A 19,528-nucleotide genomic window follows, 5' to 3' on the forward strand; every position below is an offset into this window, starting at 1 on the left:
TTATTGGGACAGCTTTAGCAAAAATTCCCTGTTCACTTCATGTGTTCCATTAAAAACCTCAATTTTCAATCGGTTTTGAAAGAGCTTGCTTCCCTTAAGCTTTTCTTCTGTTTCGCGTGCTTCAGTAATGTATTGGTCTTTATTGCCATAAAGATAGATCACTTCTGTTTGGGTGCTTAAAAACTCAAAATCTGCAGGTTCTAGTTCATTTGGAATACCGCCCGAATGCAGAATCAATTTATTGCATTGGATTTTTCGGCTTGCCACCCATCGTGCTGCTATGGAAACCCCTTGGGAATAACCTAGGACAATTAGATTAGTTGTTTTTCCAACCCTTTCTTTGCTATAAACTTCATCAATATAGTTCAGAATATTTTGGGTTTCCATCTGTGTGTTCTCGCGCGTAAGCCAAGAGGCTCCCACATGTTTAAAATCTTTTCCCTGGTAATATTTTGACGGGGCTTGCGGGGCGATGATGTAATTTTCATCAGCGTTCAGTTCTGAAAAATAATTAATAAAATATTTGCTCAGATAGCCCATTCCATGAAAAACAACCCATATATATTTGGTTTTTTCCGTGAAATTGTTGAGTGTATGATAGGTATTCGTAGTTTTGTAGGTAGCTTCTTTTTGGGTACTCATATGGTTAACTTCAATTTTGTATTTTTACAAATGTAAACCAATACGATGAAGTACACCAACGATGAAATTTTGGCAGCTTGTAACAAAATGTGCCAGAATACCCTAATGGAAACCTTGGGGATAGAATTCACCGAAGTAGGCGATAATTTTTTAGTAGCCAGAATGCCTGTTACCACACGGGTACATCAACCAGATGGTGTTTTGCACGGCGGTGCCTCTGTGGCTTTGGCGGAAAGCGTGGGCAGTGCTGCAGCTTTTATGTTTTTAAATGCAAAAGATGTGGTAATCCGAGGAATTGAAATTGCCGCCAACCACGTAAAAAGCGTCAGCGATGGTTATGTATATGCCCACGCGAGTATTGTACACAAAGGGAGAACCACACAGCTTTGGCAGATTAAGATAAAGAATGAAAACGGTGCCCTTGTCTCACTGGTAAAACTCACAACCCTTACCTTACCAAAAAAACCATAATGGACTTTCACCTACTGACCGAAAAAATTTCAAAACAATTAAACCATAATTTGCCCTTCGTGGTGTACTCCTTACCACAAGAAGATGAGGTTTCCGTTTTGCTCCAAAAAAACCAAGAGCTTTTTACACTTACTGAGATGACCCAAAATGGCTTTGTTTTTTCCCCTTTTGAATACATTGGCAATGCGCTATTTATTCCTGAAAATGCTTCTGAAAAAATTAGTGCAGAATTGGCAAAAACCGAAGTGGAATTGACAAAGTTAGCAATTGCGGAAAACTCCGCGGGACAAAAAGAATATACAGAAACGGTAAGAAAAACAATTGAAAACATTAAAAGAAGAAAAGCCAATAAAATAGTTCTTTCACGCTTTAGGGAATTTCAATTAAATAACTTTTCTGTAGAATTGCTTTTAAACCGTTTATTTTCAACATACCCTACCGCCTTTCGATACATTTGGTACCATCCCCAAACTGGGATGTGGTGTGGCGCTACACCGGAAATCTTGGTACAGGTGAAAAAGGATTCCTTTAAAACGATGGCATTGGCGGGCACACAGCCTTTTACAAACAAAGTACCGGTGGTTTGGGGGCCAAAGGAGCTTGACGAACAGCAATTGGTAACGGATGCTATAACCAATAGCTTGCAACGTGTAACTTCGGTTTTAAAAGTTTCAAATCCACATACCCATAGAGCTGGCTCATTATTGCATTTGCGAACAGATATAACTGGAATTCTAAAAAACGGAAAAGCTACATTGACTACAATAGCTGCTGCCCTTCATCCTACACCCGCCGTTTGCGGTACACCACAAAAGTTTGCTAAGGAATTTATCAAAGAAAATGAAGGCTACGACCGTGAATTTTATACTGGATTTTTAGGACCTATACAAGAAAATGGAGCAACAGCCTCATTAATGGTAAATCTGCGTTGTATGAAAATTGTAAATAATACTGCCCGTATATTTGTGGGTGGCGGCATTACCATTGGCTCACAACCAAGTGACGAATGGCAGGAGACACAAAATAAAATGCAGACCATGCTTCAAGTATTGCAGCCTATGCTGTAATAATTTTCAGCGTCTTTGTACCTTTGCGAAGCATGAAATTCTCAAATAAGATTCTCTCACAAACGCTTGTTCAATTATGTTTGGACAAGGGTATAGACCATATAGTTATTTCTCCCGGATCGCGCAATGCCCCACTTACCCTTAGTTTTGGGGAACATCCAGATTTCAAATGTTTTAGCATAGTAGATGAGCGATGCGCCGCCTTTTTCGCATTGGGAATTGCGCAACAGCTACAAAAACCTGTTGCAGTTGTTTGTACCTCTGGCTCGGCTTTGCTCAATTATTATCCCGCCGTCGCTGAAGCGTTTTACAGCGATATTCCATTAGTTGTCATTTCGGCAGATAGGCCTACAAATTATATAGATATTGGCGATGGGCAGACCATCAGGCAGGAAAACGTTTTTGAAAACCACATTCTTTACAGCGCCAATTGCAAAGAAGGTGACGACTTTCAGATTAAAAATGAAACCGAAATAAATGTTGCCTTAAATACCGCCATCGAGCTGAACGGCCCCGTCCATATAAATATTCCCTTTTCTGAACCTTTATACCACACTTCGGAAAACCAAATGGTCTGGCCGCAAAATGTAGCGGCACGTTTGGATAAAGAAACTTTTGAAGAAAATTTGGAACCTTTTTTATCCAAATGGAATTCAAGCAGACGAAAAATGATTTTGGTGGGCGTTTTACCTCCAAATAGTGTGGAACGTAGTTTTGTGGAACAACTGGCCAAAGATGAAAGTGTTTTGGTGCTGACCGAGACCACTTCCAACCTTCATAATGAAAATTTCATCACGGCCATAGACCAACTTATCGCGCCCTTAACGGACGAAGGCTTTAAAAAATTGCAGCCAGATATTCTGCTCACCTTCGGTGGAATGGTGGTGTCAAAAAAGATCAAAGCATTTCTGCGTAGTTTTCCGCCAGAACAGCACTGGCACGTAGATGCCAAAAAAGCCTTTGATACTTATTTTGTGTTGACGCACCATTTTAAAGCAACAGTTAATAATTTCTTTCTGAAATTTCTTCCGAAGACAATCTCGGTTGAAAGTGATTACCAAAAACATTGGCTTTCCACAAAGCAATACAGATTGCAACGGCACGAAGCATATGAAAACGAAATTCCATATTCTGACTTTATGGTTTTTTGTGAAATATTCCACAGCCTTCCAGAGCATATTCAGTTGCAATTGAGCAACAGCGCAACGATTCGTTATGCCCAACTTTTTGAGCTTCCACCTTCTGCCGAAGTTTTCTGCAATAGAGGCACCAGCGGAATAGACGGAAGCACGAGTACCGCAGTTGGTGCGGCATACGCTTCAAAACTGCCTACTGTTTTCATAACGGGCGATCTTGGTTTTTTCTATGACAGCAATGCGCTTTGGAATAATTATATCCCAAAAAATTTTAAAATAATAGTTGTGAATAATAATGGCGGGGGTATTTTCAGAATCCTACCTGGCGAAAAGAATACACAGCTTTTTGACACCTATTTTGAAACGAAACATGATTTAAGCGCAAAACAGCTTTCGGAAATGTATGGTTTTAAATACGAAAGAATTCATTCAAAAGAAGACATAAAGATAACGCTGAAAAATTTTTTCAGTATAAAGGAAAAACCTGCTTTGCTGGAAATTTTCACACCTTCGACTGTGAATGATAAAGTGCTTTTGGAATATTTCAAGTTTATTTCATAAATATCCTTTTCCCCAAATAGCAGCTTCTAAAAGGTTATCAAACATCTGAAAAGGTTTTTTACAGAACTTAGCCTCCAGTTCGGCATTGGTGTGTCCCACTTCATTATAATTTACCACTCCCACGGCACGCAATGTGGGTACTTTATTCAAATATTTGTAATCCATAGGCTTAATGGAATAAGAGTGTACGCGATTGGAAATATAGACCCAAGGCTTCGTTCCTAAATAGTTAAGGCCTTTTAGCAAAATGGAAAAACCAGTCTTATAGGAAAGAATTACACCTTCTTTTGCTTCAAAAATAACAATGCCGTTATAGAAATAAACCATGCCGATATCTGTTTCCAGTTTTTTCTTTAACTGCAAACCAGGCGGAAGATTATGTGGAGCAATTTTTTCCATTTTCAACGTGAATTTACATTTTAAGTTTGATTTGTATATACGTGGTGAGCACTTTTTTTGTCAAGAATACAGTACCTTTGCAGCTATGATAAAATTAGGTGAATACAATACTTTGGAGATTCTTCGGGAAACCGAACCGGGTCTATATTTGGGTGATGGTGAGGAGAATGTGGTACTCTTGCCACATAAGTATAAGCCCGAGGAATATGAAATAGGAGATGAGATATCAGTTTTTATATATCTCGATAATGAAGAGCGCCCCATTGCCACTACGCTGGATCCTTTTCTGCAACTAAATACGTTTGGTTATTTGCATTGCAGCGATGTTACCGAGTATGGCGCCTTTATGGATTGGGGCTTAGAAAAGCAGCTCTTTGTTCCGTTTAAGGAGCAGGCTCGCCCAATGAAAAAGGGCAATTGGTACATTGTCTATTTATATATTGATGAAAAGACCAACCGCTTAGTAGGAAGCAGCAAAACGAACCATTTTCTTCAGAACGAAAACCTGACCGTAGAACCTTTTCAGGAAGTGGATATTTTGGTAACTCACTTGACGGAAAAAGGAGCAAATGTTATCGTTAACGGATTACACAAAGGATTGATTTATATTGAAGATATCTTTGAAGATATTCGCACTGGGGATAAAATGAAGGCTTTCATAAAAAAAATTCGTCCCGACAATAAAATTGATATCGTTCTGCAAACCCCAGGATATAAAAGCATTGAACCAAACGCAAACTTTATAAGGGAAGAGCTGGAAGCTGCTGGCGGTTTTTTGCCGCTTCACGACAAATCAGACCCGGGCACTATTAAAAATATGTTGGGGATGAGCAAGAAAAGCTTCAAAAAGGCAATTGGCACACTTTACAAAGACAAGCAGATTATAATTAAAGAAGACGGAATAGAGCTCTTGTAAATTTTAATAACCGTTTATGCGATAAGGAGCGCAACGTGGACAAACACCGTAAGGAGGACAGGAGTCTGCAAAAAGGAAACCACGGGAAGCGTCTTTATAGGCAATGTTCTTAACTTTGGTTGAACCGTCGGCGCTGTAACTGCTGTTGCCAAATACGCCATATTCTTTAGGATCCAAAGAAATCTGAATGTCAGATTTCACATAGTTTTCACTAGCTGCCATCGCATCATACATACTTACCGGTTCCCGATAATTGTTTTTATTCATTTTAAATGAAGGAAGCTTGTTTGAAATCTTTTTCGAAAAATCTGAATTTGAAGATAATAGTGAAGCGCTCATTAAACTCTCAACTTCTGGCAAGCTCACAAAATCCAATTTATACTTATTGGACTCAAAATCCAACTGTGCCGAGGCAAGCAGCGGAAACAGAAAAAGAAGAAGTAACAATTTTTTCATCATTACAAAGGTAACAAAAGTTAGGCCAAGTTTAAGCTTGAATCTAAATTCAAAACGTTGTGAAAGAATTGTTATTATAAACTCAAGTTTTTGGCGGTATTTTTAGGTACTGCATCTTGGTGAACCGTAATGCTTATTGCCTTTAAACGCATATAGGCCTCGCTAAAATATACATATCCGCCGTTGGCTACGCGTGTTTCGTCTGTTCCCCAACTGTTTTTTACTTTGTAATATTTTGTTCCGTTTTGATCCCGGAGCATGCCTGTTATGTGCATTAAATGATCATCGGTGGTATCATAGTTTTCAAACTCTTGCTGGCGGTATTCTTGTGTAATTTTCTTTTCGGGATAAATGCCTTGCAAGGCTTTAATATTATTTTCAACTGTTTCGGGAATTACCGCAACACCATCTTTTGAAGAAAAGGTCTTTTCGCTTACATCGCAATCCAATTCTACGGTAAAACCGTTTTCCAAAGCGTTGTCAATAGTCGCCATCATTTCATCCAATGGTACATTGTAAAAGCTGCCATTGCTCCAATTGTCTGGTATATTCAAGATAAATTTTGAATAGAAAGGAGCATGGGTAAAACTGGTAATGTTCACGTAATCTGCAGGCTGGATTTTGGTCATTGCCAAAAAGGTTTGTGGCGTGTATTGTTTCCCTTCATAAGTGAAGTTGGATACGTTTTTTCCCAAATAAACATCGAGTACACTTTCTATTGCGGTGCGCCATTTTGGGCTGAGCTTTCGTCCGGGATTGTCAACATAGGTTTTCAACATTGCTTCCAGCACGGCAACCATTTCAGCGTGGTTGTGGGTGGTTTCCCCATTATCCAGACCATTAAATGCCGCTTCGGGAACCAAACCATTTCTTTCAACAGCATTCATCACATCGTGCGCCAAGCCACCTTCACTGAATTGCGCTTTTCCTTGTCGCATAATAAAGTTTTCAGCTTTTAAGGGGTAGGTGTTTCGCACTTGGTACATTTCACTCAAATCAATTTTTTCTCCCGTAAGGCGAATTATTTCACTTTCCAAAAACGAAGTGCTGCTAAAGCTCCAGCAGGTTCCGGTAATTCCCTGGCTTATGACTGGAGTTGCTTCTAAATCTACAATTGTAGTGAATTTGTAAGCTTCTTGTGCGGTTAGGGTTACAGTAAAAAGAATTGCAATTAGAAAAAATACGTTGCGCATAATGTTTGAAGTTGTATTAATGATATTCCTCCTTCGCGGGAATTATTATCTTTGAAAACAAAAATAATAATTATGTCTTCACCCAACTGGAAAACAGCCAAAGAATATACCGATATTACCTATAAAAAAGCTAACGGCGTTGCCCGAATTGCCTTTAACCGTCCTGATGTGCGTAATGCCTTTCGTCCTAAAACCACGGCGGAATTGCTTGATGCTTTTCACGATGCACAGGAAGACACCTCCATTGGCGTGGTTTTGCTTTCTGCGGAAGGACCTTCCAGTAAAGATGGTGTTTATAGTTTTTGTAGCGGTGGCGATCAAAAAGCGCGTGGCCATCAAGGCTATGTAGGGGAAGATGGCTACCATCGTTTAAATATTCTCGATGTACAACGTTTGATTCGCTTTATGCCGAAGGCTGTTATCTGTGTGGTACCGGGATGGGCCGTAGGGGGCGGGCACAGCCTGCACGTGGTTTGTGATTTAACCTTGGCAAGTAAAGAACATGCTATTTTCAAACAGACCGATGCCGATGTTACCAGTTTTGACGGCGGCTATGGAAGTGCCTATTTGGCAAAGATGGTAGGGCAGAAGCGGGCGCGTGAAATCTTTTTCCTCGGAAGAAATTACTCTGCGCAGGAAGCTTTTGAGATGGGAATGGTGAACGCCGTGGTTCCGCACGAGAAACTGGAGGCTACTGCTTATGAATGGGCGCAGGAAATTCTTGCAAAGAGCCCTACCTCTATTAAAATGCTAAAGTTTGCAATGAATTTAACTGACGACGGAATGGTAGGCCAACAAGTTTTTGCGGGGGAAGCTACGCGGCTTGCCTATATGACGGACGAAGCTAAAGAGGGCCGTGATGCTTTTCTTGAAAAAAGGAAGCCTAATTTTGACAAAAAGTGGTTGCCGTAATCAATTTTCCTGGGTGAGTTCGCTGTTTGCCAATTCTTTTTGTACCCAGGCCATGGCTTCGCTTAGGGTTTCAAAGATTTCAAATTTCTTTTTGTAGAACATGCTTTCCAGTTTGGCATTTGATTTTGCCAAATCAGTTTTCGCTACTATGGCCATGGCCACACGGTTGTGGATTTTTGAGGTATCTAGATAGGTGAGGGGGTCAACGGCGTAGTTAAAGACTCGGTTTGAGATGTAGACCATTTTTTTGTTTGCAAAATGTTTGTCTATCACTTTGCGCAGTTTGTCATTGTGGGCCGGGATTACAGTAACCCCTTCCTTAACCTGGTTGACGAGGAAGTTATCAAAGATGAAAACTTCTGACTCCTTGAAATCGTAATAGTGGAACATGCCCATAGTGCTTTGTATTGGTTGGTTTTTTAAAGATAAGGAAGTTTTGATTATTATTTTAAGTCTGTTTTTTTAATATTCTTGTGACTGTCTCGTCTCGAGATATGGCTATGGCTTAAAATTGATTTACGGAGTTTTTATATTTCGTTTTCAATTTGCTCATAGGTCAAAATTCTGAAAGAGAGTCCGTTTGGTTAGAATAAGTGATTACAATAAAATTCAGAAATATAATTAAATTTCATTGTGTCCAAATGTTTGCCAAGATGTAAATTAAATTAAAATAATATAGTTTTTATTCCCAGCGTATATTTTATAGTTTCCCTTCAAATATACCCCAAAACCCAAGTTGTTATAACATAGTTTTATGCATCTTATTAACGAGAGGTTATGGGTAAGTACACGTAAAACCTGCAAAGGGTTTTATGGAGTAGGCGGGGAGAGGGGATTGGTTAGAGGTGTTGTTAAAGCCAGTTTTTTATTTTTTAATAAATTCCTTTTCAATCTTCCATTGTGAAATGGTCGGTGGGCCGGCTAAAAATACTCTGGAATCTTCTATAAATTTTTGTAAATGTTTTGTTTGCATATGCGCTGTATTGTAGTAATTATCATCGCTCCATACTTCGTAAAGTAAAATTTTTGATGTATCCTTTAAATCAGTATGCAGTTTAATACTTACAAAGTGAGGCTCCTTTGTAACATTTTCTATTAGTTCGGTTAAACCAGCTATGGCATCATTACTTTTTGTGGGTTGAATATTATATTCAACAAGCACAATTAAATTCTTCTGATTGTTTTCTGCTTTCATCGGTTCATTTGTTTTATTACAAGAGACAGAACTAAAGATGAAGAGAAGCAATACTTTTGATACCGTCATTTTTGTTTTCATATCGATATATATTAGTGAATTTAGATTCTTTTTTGTAATACTGATTGCGTGCAGGTATCTTGTAGATAAAACTATCAATTTTTTATTGATTACATCTTTTATAGTTACTCATCAAATATAACTCAGAACCCAGTCAGTTAAAGTATAGTTTTCAGGAACTTATTAACGAAAGGCTGTAGAAAGTGCAATAAAAAACGCCAGTGATTTCGTTTCATTGGCGTTTGACCTATTAATAAATTGTTTAATTCTTCCTTAAAACCATGGCAAATTTTAAGAATAACTTAAATGTACAAAAAATATAAATAGGCCGAGACAAAAAAAATATAGCTTACTTCTTACTACTTGGCATACGCATCTGTATGTACGTTTTTAACCGCCCGGCCACTTGGGTCGTTCATATTCTTAAAGCTGGCGTCCCACTCCAAAGCAATGGGGCTGCTGCACGCCACCGAGGGTACACTGGGCACGCTTAGCGCAGCGGTATCGCTTGGGAAATGTTCTGCAAAAATACTTCGGTAATAGAACTCTTCTTTGCTGGTAGGGGTTTGTATTGGGAACTTGTATTTGGCGTTTGCCAATTGCTCGTCGGTTACTTTTTCGTTTACCATTTCCTTTAGGGTGTCTATCCAACTGTAGCCTACGCCGTCACTAAACTGTTCTTTCTGGCGCCAAGCAACGCTTTCGGGGAGCATGTCTGCAAAGGCTTTTCGCAATACCCACTTTTCCATACGTTCGCCGTTTATCATTTTGTCCTGTGGGTTTATGCGCATGGCGACGTCCATAAATTCCTTATCGAGGAAAGGCACACGTCCTTCAATGCCCCAACTAGCTAAACTCTTGTTGGCGCGCAGGCAGTCGTACATATGTAGTTTGTCTAGTTTGCGGACTGTTTCTTTGTGCAGTTCTTCTGCATTTGGTGCTTTGTGAAAATAGAGATAGCCACCAAAGATTTCATCTGAACCTTCACCGCTCAATACCATTTTTATACCCATTGCCTTGATGGCGCGTGCCATAAGGTACATGGGCGTGCTGGCACGGATGGTGGTAATATCATAGGTTTCCAGATGATAAATTACATCGCGGATGGCGTCTATGCCTTCCTGGATTGTAAACTTTATTTCGTGGTGCACGGTTTTTAAATGATCTGCCACTTTTTGTGCGGCGGCAAGATCGGGACTGCCTTCAAGACCTATTGCAAAGCTATGTAGCTGTGGATACCAAGCGCCTTCGGTATCTTCGCTTTCAATACGCTTGTCGGCATATTTTTTTGCAATTGCGGAAGTAATGCTGCTGTCCAGACCACCGGAAAGCAAAACACCGTAAGGTACATCGCTCATCAATTGACGGTGCACGGCGGCCTCCAATGCTTTACGGAGTTCTGCAATTTCGGTAGCGTTGTTTTTTACGTTTTCATATTCCATCCAATCGCGGGAGTACCAGCGCTTCAGTTCGCCTTCGCGGCTGTCTAAGTAATGACCGGGAGGGAAGAGCTCAATTTTGGTACAAACGCCTTCCAAAGCTTTTAATTCAGAAGCCACATAGAAAGTTCCATTTTGGTCCCAGCCCATATATAGGGGAATGATGCCCATGTGGTCGCGGGCAATAAAATAGTTATCGTTTTCAATATCATAGAGCGCAAAGCCAAAGATGCCGTTCATTTCATCGAGGAAGCTGGCGCCTTTCTCTTTATATAGAGGAAGAATTACCTCGCAGTCGCTTTTAGTTTTAAACTCGTAATTTTTGAATTGCTTGCGGAGCGCCATATGGTTATAGATTTCGCCATTGGCGGCCAAAACAAGATTGCCGTCACTGCTGAAAAGCGGTTGCTTTCCAGAAGTAGGGTCAACAATAGCAAGGCGCTCGTGCGCCATTATAGCTTTGTCGTTACTAAAAATTCCGCTCCAGTCTGGCCCGCGGTGACGGATACATTTTGCCATTGACAATACCTGGAGTCTGAGAGCCTCTGCGGGCTCTTTTAGTTTGAATGCACATACAATTCCACACATAATTTCTATTTTTTAATGGTTAGTTTTAAGTCAAAAAAAAGCCCGCCAGGTAAAAAACCTGACGGGCTATATATCGCGACAAGTTTTTGTTACGGCAGCTCGTTATTATTATTGTTATTTAAACTGATGAAATACATAAACTTGATTTTGTTTGCAATTGAATTGCTAATTTAAAGTAATTAATTTTATACTTCCAAATATTTATTGAATAAAACGCAAATAATAGTTTAAACTATTGAATATTCGATAAAGTGCAATTTTCTATAGTGTCACAGTGAATTGTAATAAATCTATTCATAATATATAATGATTAAATAGTTTTCAATTCATCAATAATACAATCTCCTGAGGAAGGGAATCTTTAGGAATTTTATTGCCTGCGGTGTTATAAAACGCATACCTAACGTTGATGTCATCTAAGAGTTTTATCATATAAATCTCCCGTTTTGGGTTGTAAAAGGTAATAAAGTCTGCATGGCGAATAGTATAATCTTTATAATCACCTTCTACTTTTAGCCTAACCTTTGCGGGAATAATTTCGCTGGGCATAAATTCGGAATTGAAAATCAGGATACCATTGGGAAGATAGGAAGCCGAAAAGCCCGGGCGGCCATCCTCTTCAAATTTGGCAATGTAGCGTATGTTTTGCGCATCCTGCATTCCATCCATTTCTTGCACTTGCCATTCGGAAACGAAGTTGGTAGGAAATAATTCTCCTTGACGGTCCAATACGGGTGGGGGGACTTGTGATTCTGGTATGTAGCGAACATTATCATTAACATCCTGTGCATAGATACCAATACTAATTAAGATACTTATCAATAGCGAAAAAATGTTTCTCATAGCGGTATGTTTTATAATACGCTATAAGATACGGACCTTAGCTGAAGAATAACAGGACTTTAGCGTTATCTTAACTTCGGAAAAGAAGAAGGGTTGGCCTCATGCATAATTTCATACACCTTTTCATAAATATCCTCTACCGAAGGCTTGCTGAAATAATCACCATCAGTGCCATAAGGTGGACGGTGGTCTTTTGCAGAAAGCGTTTGTGGCTTGCTGTCCATATATTTATACCCGCCCTGTACTTCCATTATATGGTTCAAAATGTAAGCTGAAGCACCGCCTGGCACATCTTCGTCAATAACTAGTAGGCGATTGGTTTTTGATACACTTTTTACTATGTCGTGGTTGATGTCTAGGGGAAGTAGTGACTGAACGTCAATAATTTCGGCATTTATTCCTGCCTGTTGCAGTTCCTTTGCGGCTTCTTCTACAAGTCGTAATGTACTTCCGTAGGAAACCAATGTAATGTCGGTTCCTTCCTTAATTGTTTCCACAACGCCTATTGGGGTCTTGAACTCCCCAAGGTTGTTTGGCATTTTTTCCTTCAAACGGTAACCGTTTAAGCATTCTATTAGCAAAGCGGGTTCGTCGGTTTCCAATAAGGTATTGTAAAAACCTGCTGCTTTGGTCATATTGCGAGGTACGAGAATATACATTCCGCGAAGTAAATGTATCAAGCCGCCCATTTGTGAACCACTGTGCCAAATACCTTCCAGCCTGTGGCCACGGGTACGTACTATTAATGGAGCTTTTTGGGTGCCATTTGTTCTATATCGGACGGTAACCAAATCGTCACTCATAATTTGAAGGCAATATAGAATGTAATCCAAATACTGTATCTCTGCTATAGGACGAAGCCCTCGCATAGCCATACCGATTCCCTGACCGAGAATGGTGGCTTCGCGAATTCCTGCATCGGCTACCCGTAGCTTACCATATTTTTCCTGCATTCCTTCGAGGCCTTGGTTTACATCGCCAATTTCGCCACTGTCTTCACCAAAGATCAATACCTCCGGATGTTTGCTGAAAATAGCGTCAAAGTTATCGCGAATGATTACTCTTCCGTCCACTTCCTCGGCATCAGAGGCGTAGGAGGGAAGTACTTCTTTTATGGTCTTGGCATTTTCTTTAGCCTCGCTATAAAGGTGTGCGCTGTATTTGGGCTGGATTATTTCATAATAATTCCCGATCCAATCCTGTAGTTGTTTCTTTTCGGAAGAATCTTCTCCAACCACATAACGAAGTGCTTTTCGTGCGGAAGCAAGAATATTTCTACGTAACGGCTCTTTTTCGGAAGCCAGTTCGTTCTTTATTTTTTCAATGAAATTTTTATTTGCGCTATTCTCAGCTAGATTTCCCAATAATAGAACGGCTTCTTCCTGCTCCTTTTTTTGAGGTGAAATGAATGCTTCCCAAGCAGCTTTTTTGCCATCGCGCACTTTTTTCTTGATTTCCTTTTCAATTTCAGAAAGTTGCTCTTCAGTGGCAATATCACTGGAGATAATCCATTCACGCATTTTTACATTACAATCATACTTCGCCTCCCACTCCAGACGTTCCTTGCTTTTGTAGCGTTCATGTGAACCGCTTGTGCTGTGGCCTTGCGGCTGCGTAAGCTGTTGTACGTGGATTAAAATAGGAACGTGCTCTTCACGGGCAATTTTTGAGGCACGGTTGTAAACCTCGATAAGTTCTGGATAATCCCAACCTTTTACGCGGATAATTTCATAGCCATCTTCTTCTTCGCTGCGTTGGAATCCTTTTAAAATTTCTGAAATATTTTCTTTCGTTGTTTGGTATTTTGCGTGGACAGAAATACCGTATTCGTCATCCCAAACACTCATGACCATGGGTACTTGCAATACCCCGGCAGCATTTATGGTTTCCCAGAAAAGACCTTCACTGGTGCTGGCATTCCCGATGGTTCCCCAGGCAACTTCATTTCCATTAATAGAAAAATTGGTTTTGTTTTCAATACCCTTTACATTTCTGAAGATTTTTGAAGCTTGTGCCAAACCCAATAAACGGGGCATTTGGCCTGCCGTGGGAGAAATATCTGCACTGCTGTTTTTTTGTTGGGTAAGGTTTTTCCAACTACCGTCCTCGTTTAAACTATGGGTTGCAAAGTGGCCGCCCATTTGCCTTCCGGCGCTCATTGGGTCAGCATTTATATCGGTGTGGGCATAAAGTCCTGCAAAAAACTGTTCGATGGTAAGTTTACCGATGGCCATCATAAAAGTTTGATCGCGGTAATAACCACTGCGCCAATCTCCATTTTGAAATGCTTTTGCCCATGCCAGTTGCGGTACTTCTTTTCCATCGCCAAAGATTCCAAACTTCGCTTTTCCGGTAAGTACTTCACGGCGCCCAAGCAGACTACATTCCCGGCTGGTAACAGCTATTTTGTAATCGTTTATAACTGTTTCTTTGAAATCGTCAAAGGAAATCTCGCCGTTGGTCTTTGGGTCTGTCTGCATTTCAATGGGTTTTAGTTTTGCAAAAATAGCGAAATTGGGGGTGTTTCGCAACGCTTAGTTATCCACAGGCCGTTTTTGGAGCCCCATAGATTATTTTGATTAATCCATTTTGGAAGGAATTATCCTAATTATCAACAATCTAAGCAATAAAATAAATGGAAAACCGTGCAGCAAGACATCAAACCAATCGGCCCCCTGCATTCCTTCGGCACCGCCTGCAATCCATTTCAGTTTTCCCCAAATGTGTGGTTCGGGAAAGAAAGGTGCCAAACCAAGGGTTAGGCAGAGTAAAAAAATGATTCGCCAATTGTTTAACAGTTGCATTTTTGGAGATTGTTTTTTAAAATTAAACATTAATACCACCTTCTGGTAAACAACCCAAGTAAGGTTTTAGGGCTTAAAGTAATAATAAACCTTACTTTTTCGTCATAATGCGGCAGATTTGGCTCAAAACCTAGGTTTGAATAGATTGGAAAATAAATTTCAAAATAATCTGCTACCAAACTTACGCGAATTCCGCTGTCGAAAACCGCATTCACGCCCCGGTCCTTATTCCCTACTAGCCCCACATCGCCATAGGCGTAGATCCACCTCCAAATATTAGTGCTGGCATTGACCGTAGTTATCCAGCTATTAGCATAGGCCGGCTCCAATTGTGATTTAAAACCGCCTTCTGCTATGATGAGCTGCTGGCTGAAAAGACCAGAATCTTCACTTCTCCCGTAATAATTGTAATCAAAAAGATAATCATTGGGACGATCGAGTGCAAAGCTGAAAAAGTCTTCATTTTCTCGTGTGTCATTAAAGAGGAATACGCCCGCAAAAAAACGGAGGTTCAATTGGCGATTGCTCAAGAAGAGCTTACGATATTCCAAATCAACGGAAAGTTTGCTGAATTTTGAAGAAATTTCATAATCTGCAACTCCTCTAAAGTAATTGATAAGGTTGGGATTTGAATATACATACTGCATATTGAAAACGCTGTAATTGGGCTCTTGGTCTGGATCATTGGGGTTTTCATCTCTGTAAACGTTCACATTCCGAAGGTTAATAAACTGTTTTTCATTGTCTCTTAAATCTTCATTTCTGAAAGCGAAAGTGATGTAGGGGGTAAAGCGTTTGTAAAAAAGACCGCGATCATACGAGTAATAATTTCCAGAGAAACCATAGCGCATTGCGTACAGATTTTCTTGGTCCAAAGTTTGTGTATAACTGATGGAGGCACTTCCCACAAGGGTTTTTGAACGGAACCCAAATTGTGGCTCCAAACTATAAATAACCGCCTTGGGAAGTACAGTTTTGTTGTAAAGCCGTAACCCCGCAGAAACGCCATCATACAAATTATATTCAAAGATGGGCATAAAGAAAAACTGGGTGTAATTTGGATCTTCCACATCTTGAAAAAGCCGGAATTGTAACGGTTTGTTCAAAAGACCATCGACTGTTTTAAAGTTGTTTCTTCTGTTGTATTCTGGAATTCTGCCTTCATAGTTGAGGGCTAATTTTCGAATGTTTTGTGCAGGAATGGTTACCGTGCTTATGCTGTCTACAGGTTTTGTCCAGGTTTTATAGACAATTTCATCTTTGTTAAGACCGTAAAGCGATATGGGCAATTCATTTTTTCTATTATTTTTTATGAATACCTTTAAGGAATCGCCTTGCTTTTCTACCCTTTTTATTTTGAAATCAATCGTAGTTCGGGTATCGGCAAAATCATCAAAGAACCAATTTATGGGAAGTTCGGTTTTTTCTGAAAGAAAGTTTTCAAAATCAGCTGATTTAATGGGATTCAATTTTTCTTTAGCATAAAACTCTTTTATACTGCTGTTCAAAATATCGTCGCCCAAATAATCTTTTAAATAACTCAAACCTGTAGCGCCATAATAGCCATTGGCAATGTTCATATTGAATTTTAAAAGGGAATCCTTTGGTGTGGTCAGCGCTTGGTGAATATTGTTTCGAGCCATATTCAAATACAGAATAGGGTATTGGTCATTAAATTCCAGCTCTGCCGCATGCGCCCAACGGATGATCCACCAATTGCTAAGATTACCTATTATCTTCATTTTAGGATAGTAAGTATCTACATATTCCATCATCAAATAAATCTGCAATGCATCCTGAAGCCAATAATCATCGCGGGAATCCATTATTAAAGTATTATCAATATAGCGTCTTGTAATGGTTTTAAGCTGTTCCATATCATACTCAAAGCCATCGGGAAAAGGACTTATGAAACGTGGCAGTTGGTTTAGGCCGTATACAGGGTTGGTTTTATAATCGGTTTCGCTGACAACCATTTTTTCGAAAGGATAAGCCCCAAGCCTTTCGTCCAAAAAATGCACGATACGGTCAATCATCAAAGCTTGTACAGGTGGATTAACCTTACTGTTTTGAAGATTGGTTACAATCTGTAGTTTGTCGGTTTCAATAGTTTCGAAGGTTGAACTTTTTTCCAGGTACAAAGTTGCACTCGTCCTATTTTCACCAAAAAGAGTAGTTGATTTTATATTTTGAGAAACCTTTTCCTCCACCACATTTAAGTCTGAAGTAACCAAATAATTTTTAGGAAGATGAAGTGCTACTGAAAACTCCGATGGCGTCAAAAATAGGTCGTCCGTATTTTTATTGCTATACACCTGCCATCCTCCGTCATAAACCGCAGGAGAAAGATACCAATACCGAAGCCTGTAATTACCTTGCTTATCTATGCCGTACCGCGTAAACTTGCTGTCCGGCGCTTTTATGGTATATATTATACTGAAGGTATAACTACCACCCGGCAGTAAGGGCTCGCCTGGGATAATTCTTACTATATCTACTTCTTCAGCACGTTGCCACTGTAAGGAAATACCACGGGCATCGTATAATTTTCCAATAGTAGTTTTTCCACGATCTTCATTTCTTTCAAAATGAAAAGAGCTGTCGTAATTCTCTGCAAAGCGTTTTCCCAAGGGACTGGTTTTGGTAGAGAAACTATTGGCCCAATCAAATAAATATATTTCTCTTAATGTATCTGCTGAAGTGTTTTTATAGGTTATTTGTTGTTGGATAGATAGTGTTTTGTGGGAAGGGTTGAGCGTGGCGTCAATATTTATAACATGCTGCGCCCGTGTTTGGATTGCCAAACAAAGTAAAAGAAGATATAGGATGCTTTTTGGTATCAAAAAGATTTTAGAAATTTAAAGGTGCGGGAGGCTGGAAGGTTGCATTTTAAATAGTAAATACCATTGGAAAACTTACTTACATCTACAGAAAGATAGGTGGAATTTTCTGATGTAAATTCTAAAAGTTTTTGTCCAAGGATATTGTAGATTTCAAACGAAATATTTTCAGAAAAATTGGAGTTTAAGCGAATATTAAGATTTTCTGATACAAGGGTGTTTTCTAAAGCAATAAAATTTTCAATCAAATAATCATTCGTGTTTAATACGATTTCTTTATTTGTTTCCAGATTCATGACAATAGGCAGGTGGTCACTCATATTATAAAGATTTTCACGCAGTTCTTGACTAAAATCTCCGGTGCAGTCTGTACTATTTATACTGTTGTCATAACAATTGCCGTTGTTTCCAAATGACTTATAAGTATCATCTATGTATTTTAGTTTCGGGTCGCTGCGCATGTTTTCTGATATAGTAATAAAATCAAATCTATCATCAAGTCCACCGCCCGCTCCTGCGCCAAAGGGACCGGAACTTATTCGCGTGCTTTGCGAATGTATATCCTGAAAATTAATGTTATTGTTCCAAGAGCCCGGACGGTCAATGGGATCAACCATCACGATAGCGTTCGTGGGGTCCAATAGCTCTTGGTATCCAGGTTCGCTTGCTGTATAAAAGTTGAAATCCCCGCTGAAAATCACAAATGAGTTAGGGTCCAAGGTTTCCAATCTATTGGTAAACTGGTTCACCATATCTAACCGCAATGTTTGGTTACCGCTTCCTTGGCTCGATTTAAGGTGCGTCACAAAAACTTCAATTACCACAGGGTCTGATTGTTGATCTGCAGTACTGAGCTTAAGGGTATAATGGTTTATATCGCGCACTTGCGTGGGAATAACTTCGGCTGCTTCCAAAGAAAACATACCTTTTCTGTAAAACAAAATTTGTTGGTGGTCTGGATCGCCAGATTGGCTGGGTTCAAAAGGAGCCCTTACATAATTAATACCTTCATCGTTTAGGGAAGTATTCAAAATTAAATCGGCGCCATATTCACTTTCAAGCTCACAAATCATAAAAAGATCTGGTTCATATTCGTCAAGTATTTCCATTAAAATCTGTTCACGATTGTTGGGCTGTGCAGAGGGAAATTCAAGTAAGTTGTAAAACATTGTCTTAATGGTTCCTTGCGCACTAACGCAGAGCGAAACAATTAAAAAAGCCAATGTCACTATATTTTTAAGCATTCAGTAATTTTAAAAAATTAGAAGTTCGGACTTAAGTTGTACTCGTTGTAAAAATCATTTAATATTTGAAGCACTTCATCTTCCGAATCAACTAAATGTACCAGATCCAAATCTTCTGCACTTACGTTGTTATTGGCTTCCAGAAGGGTTGTTTTTATCCATTCAAAAAGACCTCCCCAAAATTCCGTTCCAACAAGTATTAGAGGGAATTTATCAATTTTATGTGTTTGTATGAGGGTTAAGGCTTCAAAAAATTCATCCAAGGTTCCAAAGCCGCCGGGCATTACAACAAAACCTTGGGAGTATTTTACAAACATAACCTTTCTTACGAAGAAGTAGTCAAAATCGATACTTTTATCGCTGTCAATATAAGGGTTGTCGTGCTGCTCAAAGGGAAGGGTAATGTTTAGACCAACGGAAGTTCCTCCGGCCAAATGTGCTCCTTTGTTTCCAGCTTCCATGATTCCTGGTCCACCGCCGGTTATGACGCCGTAACCATTTTCAGTAATTTTTTTGGCAATGTTTTCGGCCAGTTTATAATATTTGTGGTCTGGTTTTGTGCGGGCAGATCCAAAAATAGAAACACAAGGCCCAATACGACTCATTTTTTCATATCCGCCCACAAATTCTCCCATGATTTTAAAGATGGCCCAAGAGTCGTTTGTTTTTACTTGATTCCAGTTTTTAGGTATTTGTTCGTCTCTCATTTATTTAGTATTCAGGATTTCTTGCAGTTTTATTTTTATATACTGTAAATTTCAA

The 19,528-nt window shown here is 39.5% G+C and carries 18 protein-coding genes; 5 read left to right on the forward strand and 13 right to left on the reverse strand.

All coding sequences use genetic code 11. From position 1 onward, the window contains the following. Positions 1 to 642 carry an alpha/beta hydrolase gene (locus JK629_RS11270; protein WP_202335720.1) on the reverse strand — a complete coding sequence of 214 codons (642 nt, stop codon included), beginning with the start codon at positions 640 to 642 and terminating at the stop codon, positions 1 to 3. A gap of 45 nt (positions 643 to 687) precedes the next feature. On the opposite strand from JK629_RS11270, the gene JK629_RS11275 reads away from it, so the two are divergent. From JK629_RS11275 to menD, 3 genes are read left to right on the forward strand one after another with little or no spacing between them, the layout of a single operon-like run. Beyond that, entirely contained in the window at positions 688 to 1,113 is a 426-nt protein-coding gene (locus tag JK629_RS11275) for a PaaI family thioesterase (RefSeq protein ID WP_202335721.1), read from the forward strand. After that, positions 1,113 to 2,180 carry an isochorismate synthase gene (locus JK629_RS11280; RefSeq protein ID WP_202335722.1) on the forward strand — a complete coding sequence of 356 codons (1,068 nt, stop codon included), beginning with the start codon at positions 1,113 to 1,115 and terminating at the stop codon, positions 2,178 to 2,180. The genes JK629_RS11275 and JK629_RS11280 overlap by 1 nt, the downstream gene beginning before the upstream one ends. A 32-nt stretch (positions 2,181 to 2,212) precedes the next feature. Continuing rightward, positions 2,213 to 3,877 (forward strand): 2-succinyl-5-enolpyruvyl-6-hydroxy-3-cyclohexene-1-carboxylic-acid synthase, encoded by a 1,665-nt coding sequence (gene menD / locus JK629_RS11285; RefSeq protein WP_202335723.1) that lies wholly within the window; start codon positions 2,213 to 2,215, stop codon positions 3,875 to 3,877. Here menD and JK629_RS11290 read toward each other — a convergent pair. Beyond that, positions 3,872 to 4,276, reverse strand: coding sequence for a hypothetical protein (locus tag JK629_RS11290; RefSeq protein ID WP_202335724.1), 405 nt, complete (start codon positions 4,274 to 4,276; stop codon positions 3,872 to 3,874). The two genes, menD and JK629_RS11290, sit on opposite strands and share 6 nt — an antisense overlap. Before the next feature lie 85 nt (positions 4,277 to 4,361). Here JK629_RS11290 and JK629_RS11295 point away from each other — a divergent pair, with 85 nt between their 5' ends. Then, positions 4,362 to 5,192, forward strand: a complete 831-nt coding sequence (locus JK629_RS11295) for a CvfB family protein (RefSeq protein WP_202335725.1) — start codon at positions 4,362 to 4,364, stop codon at positions 5,190 to 5,192. A gap of 3 nt (positions 5,193 to 5,195) precedes the next feature. Here the strand turns inward: JK629_RS11295 and JK629_RS11300 are convergent, their stop codons facing one another. Together JK629_RS11300 and JK629_RS11305 are read right to left on the reverse strand one after the other, a co-directional pair. After that, positions 5,196 to 5,639, reverse strand: a complete 444-nt coding sequence (locus tag JK629_RS11300) for a hypothetical protein (RefSeq protein WP_202335726.1) — start codon at positions 5,637 to 5,639, stop codon at positions 5,196 to 5,198. Between the two features lie 83 nt (positions 5,640 to 5,722). Then, on the reverse strand, positions 5,723 to 6,841 hold the full coding sequence (locus JK629_RS11305) for a C1 family peptidase (protein ID WP_202335727.1): 1,119 nt from the start codon (positions 6,839 to 6,841) through the stop codon (positions 5,723 to 5,725). Between the two features lie 72 nt (positions 6,842 to 6,913). Here JK629_RS11305 and JK629_RS11310 point away from each other — a divergent pair, with 72 nt between their 5' ends. Continuing rightward, positions 6,914 to 7,753: a 1,4-dihydroxy-2-naphthoyl-CoA synthase gene (locus JK629_RS11310; protein WP_202335728.1), complete on the forward strand. Its 840-nt coding sequence runs from the start codon at positions 6,914 to 6,916 to the stop codon at positions 7,751 to 7,753. On the opposite strand, the gene JK629_RS11315 is transcribed toward JK629_RS11310, so the two are convergent. The 9 genes from JK629_RS11315 to JK629_RS11355 all read right to left on the reverse strand — a co-directional run bounded on the left by JK629_RS11315 (position 7,754) and on the right by JK629_RS11355 (position 19,473). After that, positions 7,754 to 8,149, reverse strand: coding sequence for a hypothetical protein (locus JK629_RS11315; protein WP_202335729.1), 396 nt, complete (start codon positions 8,147 to 8,149; stop codon positions 7,754 to 7,756). Between the two features lie 469 nt (positions 8,150 to 8,618). Next, a complete protein-coding gene (locus tag JK629_RS11320) occupies positions 8,619 to 8,948 on the reverse strand; it encodes a putative quinol monooxygenase (RefSeq protein ID WP_202335730.1) in 330 nt (109 codons plus the stop codon). A gap of 419 nt (positions 8,949 to 9,367) precedes the next feature. Next, positions 9,368 to 11,035, reverse strand: a complete 1,668-nt coding sequence (gene asnB / locus JK629_RS11325; RefSeq protein ID WP_202335731.1) for an asparagine synthase B — start codon at positions 11,033 to 11,035, stop codon at positions 9,368 to 9,370. 321 nt (positions 11,036 to 11,356) lie between these two features. Beyond that, positions 11,357 to 11,878, reverse strand: a complete 522-nt coding sequence (locus JK629_RS11330; RefSeq protein ID WP_202335732.1) for a hypothetical protein — start codon at positions 11,876 to 11,878, stop codon at positions 11,357 to 11,359. A 65-nt stretch (positions 11,879 to 11,943) separates the two neighbouring features. Then, entirely contained in the window at positions 11,944 to 14,358 is a 2,415-nt protein-coding gene (locus JK629_RS11335) for an alpha-ketoacid dehydrogenase subunit alpha/beta (RefSeq protein ID WP_202335733.1), read from the reverse strand. Positions 14,359 to 14,457: 99 nt separating this feature from the next. After that, the gene (locus JK629_RS11340; RefSeq protein ID WP_202335734.1) at positions 14,458 to 14,682 is read right to left on the reverse strand and encodes a hypothetical protein; all 225 of its coding nucleotides are present in this window, start codon (positions 14,680 to 14,682) and stop codon (positions 14,458 to 14,460) included. Positions 14,683 to 14,711: 29 nt separating this feature from the next. Beyond that, positions 14,712 to 17,525, reverse strand: coding sequence for a gluzincin family metallopeptidase (locus JK629_RS11345; protein ID WP_202335735.1), 2,814 nt, complete (start codon positions 17,523 to 17,525; stop codon positions 14,712 to 14,714). Next, complete coding sequence (locus tag JK629_RS11350; protein WP_202335736.1) at positions 17,522 to 18,766, reverse strand: T9SS type A sorting domain-containing protein; 1,245 nt, start codon at positions 18,764 to 18,766, stop codon at positions 17,522 to 17,524. The genes JK629_RS11345 and JK629_RS11350 overlap by 4 nt, the downstream gene beginning before the upstream one ends. Positions 18,767 to 18,783: 17 nt before the next feature. Further along, positions 18,784 to 19,473: an LOG family protein gene (locus JK629_RS11355; RefSeq protein WP_045079866.1), complete on the reverse strand. Its 690-nt coding sequence runs from the start codon at positions 19,471 to 19,473 to the stop codon at positions 18,784 to 18,786. Positions 19,474 to 19,528 lie beyond the last annotated feature (55 nt).

Origin of the sequence: Aequorivita iocasae, assembly GCF_016757735.1 — a bacterium.
GTDB classification, from domain to species: Bacteria; Bacteroidota; Bacteroidia; order Flavobacteriales; family Flavobacteriaceae; genus Aequorivita; species Aequorivita iocasae.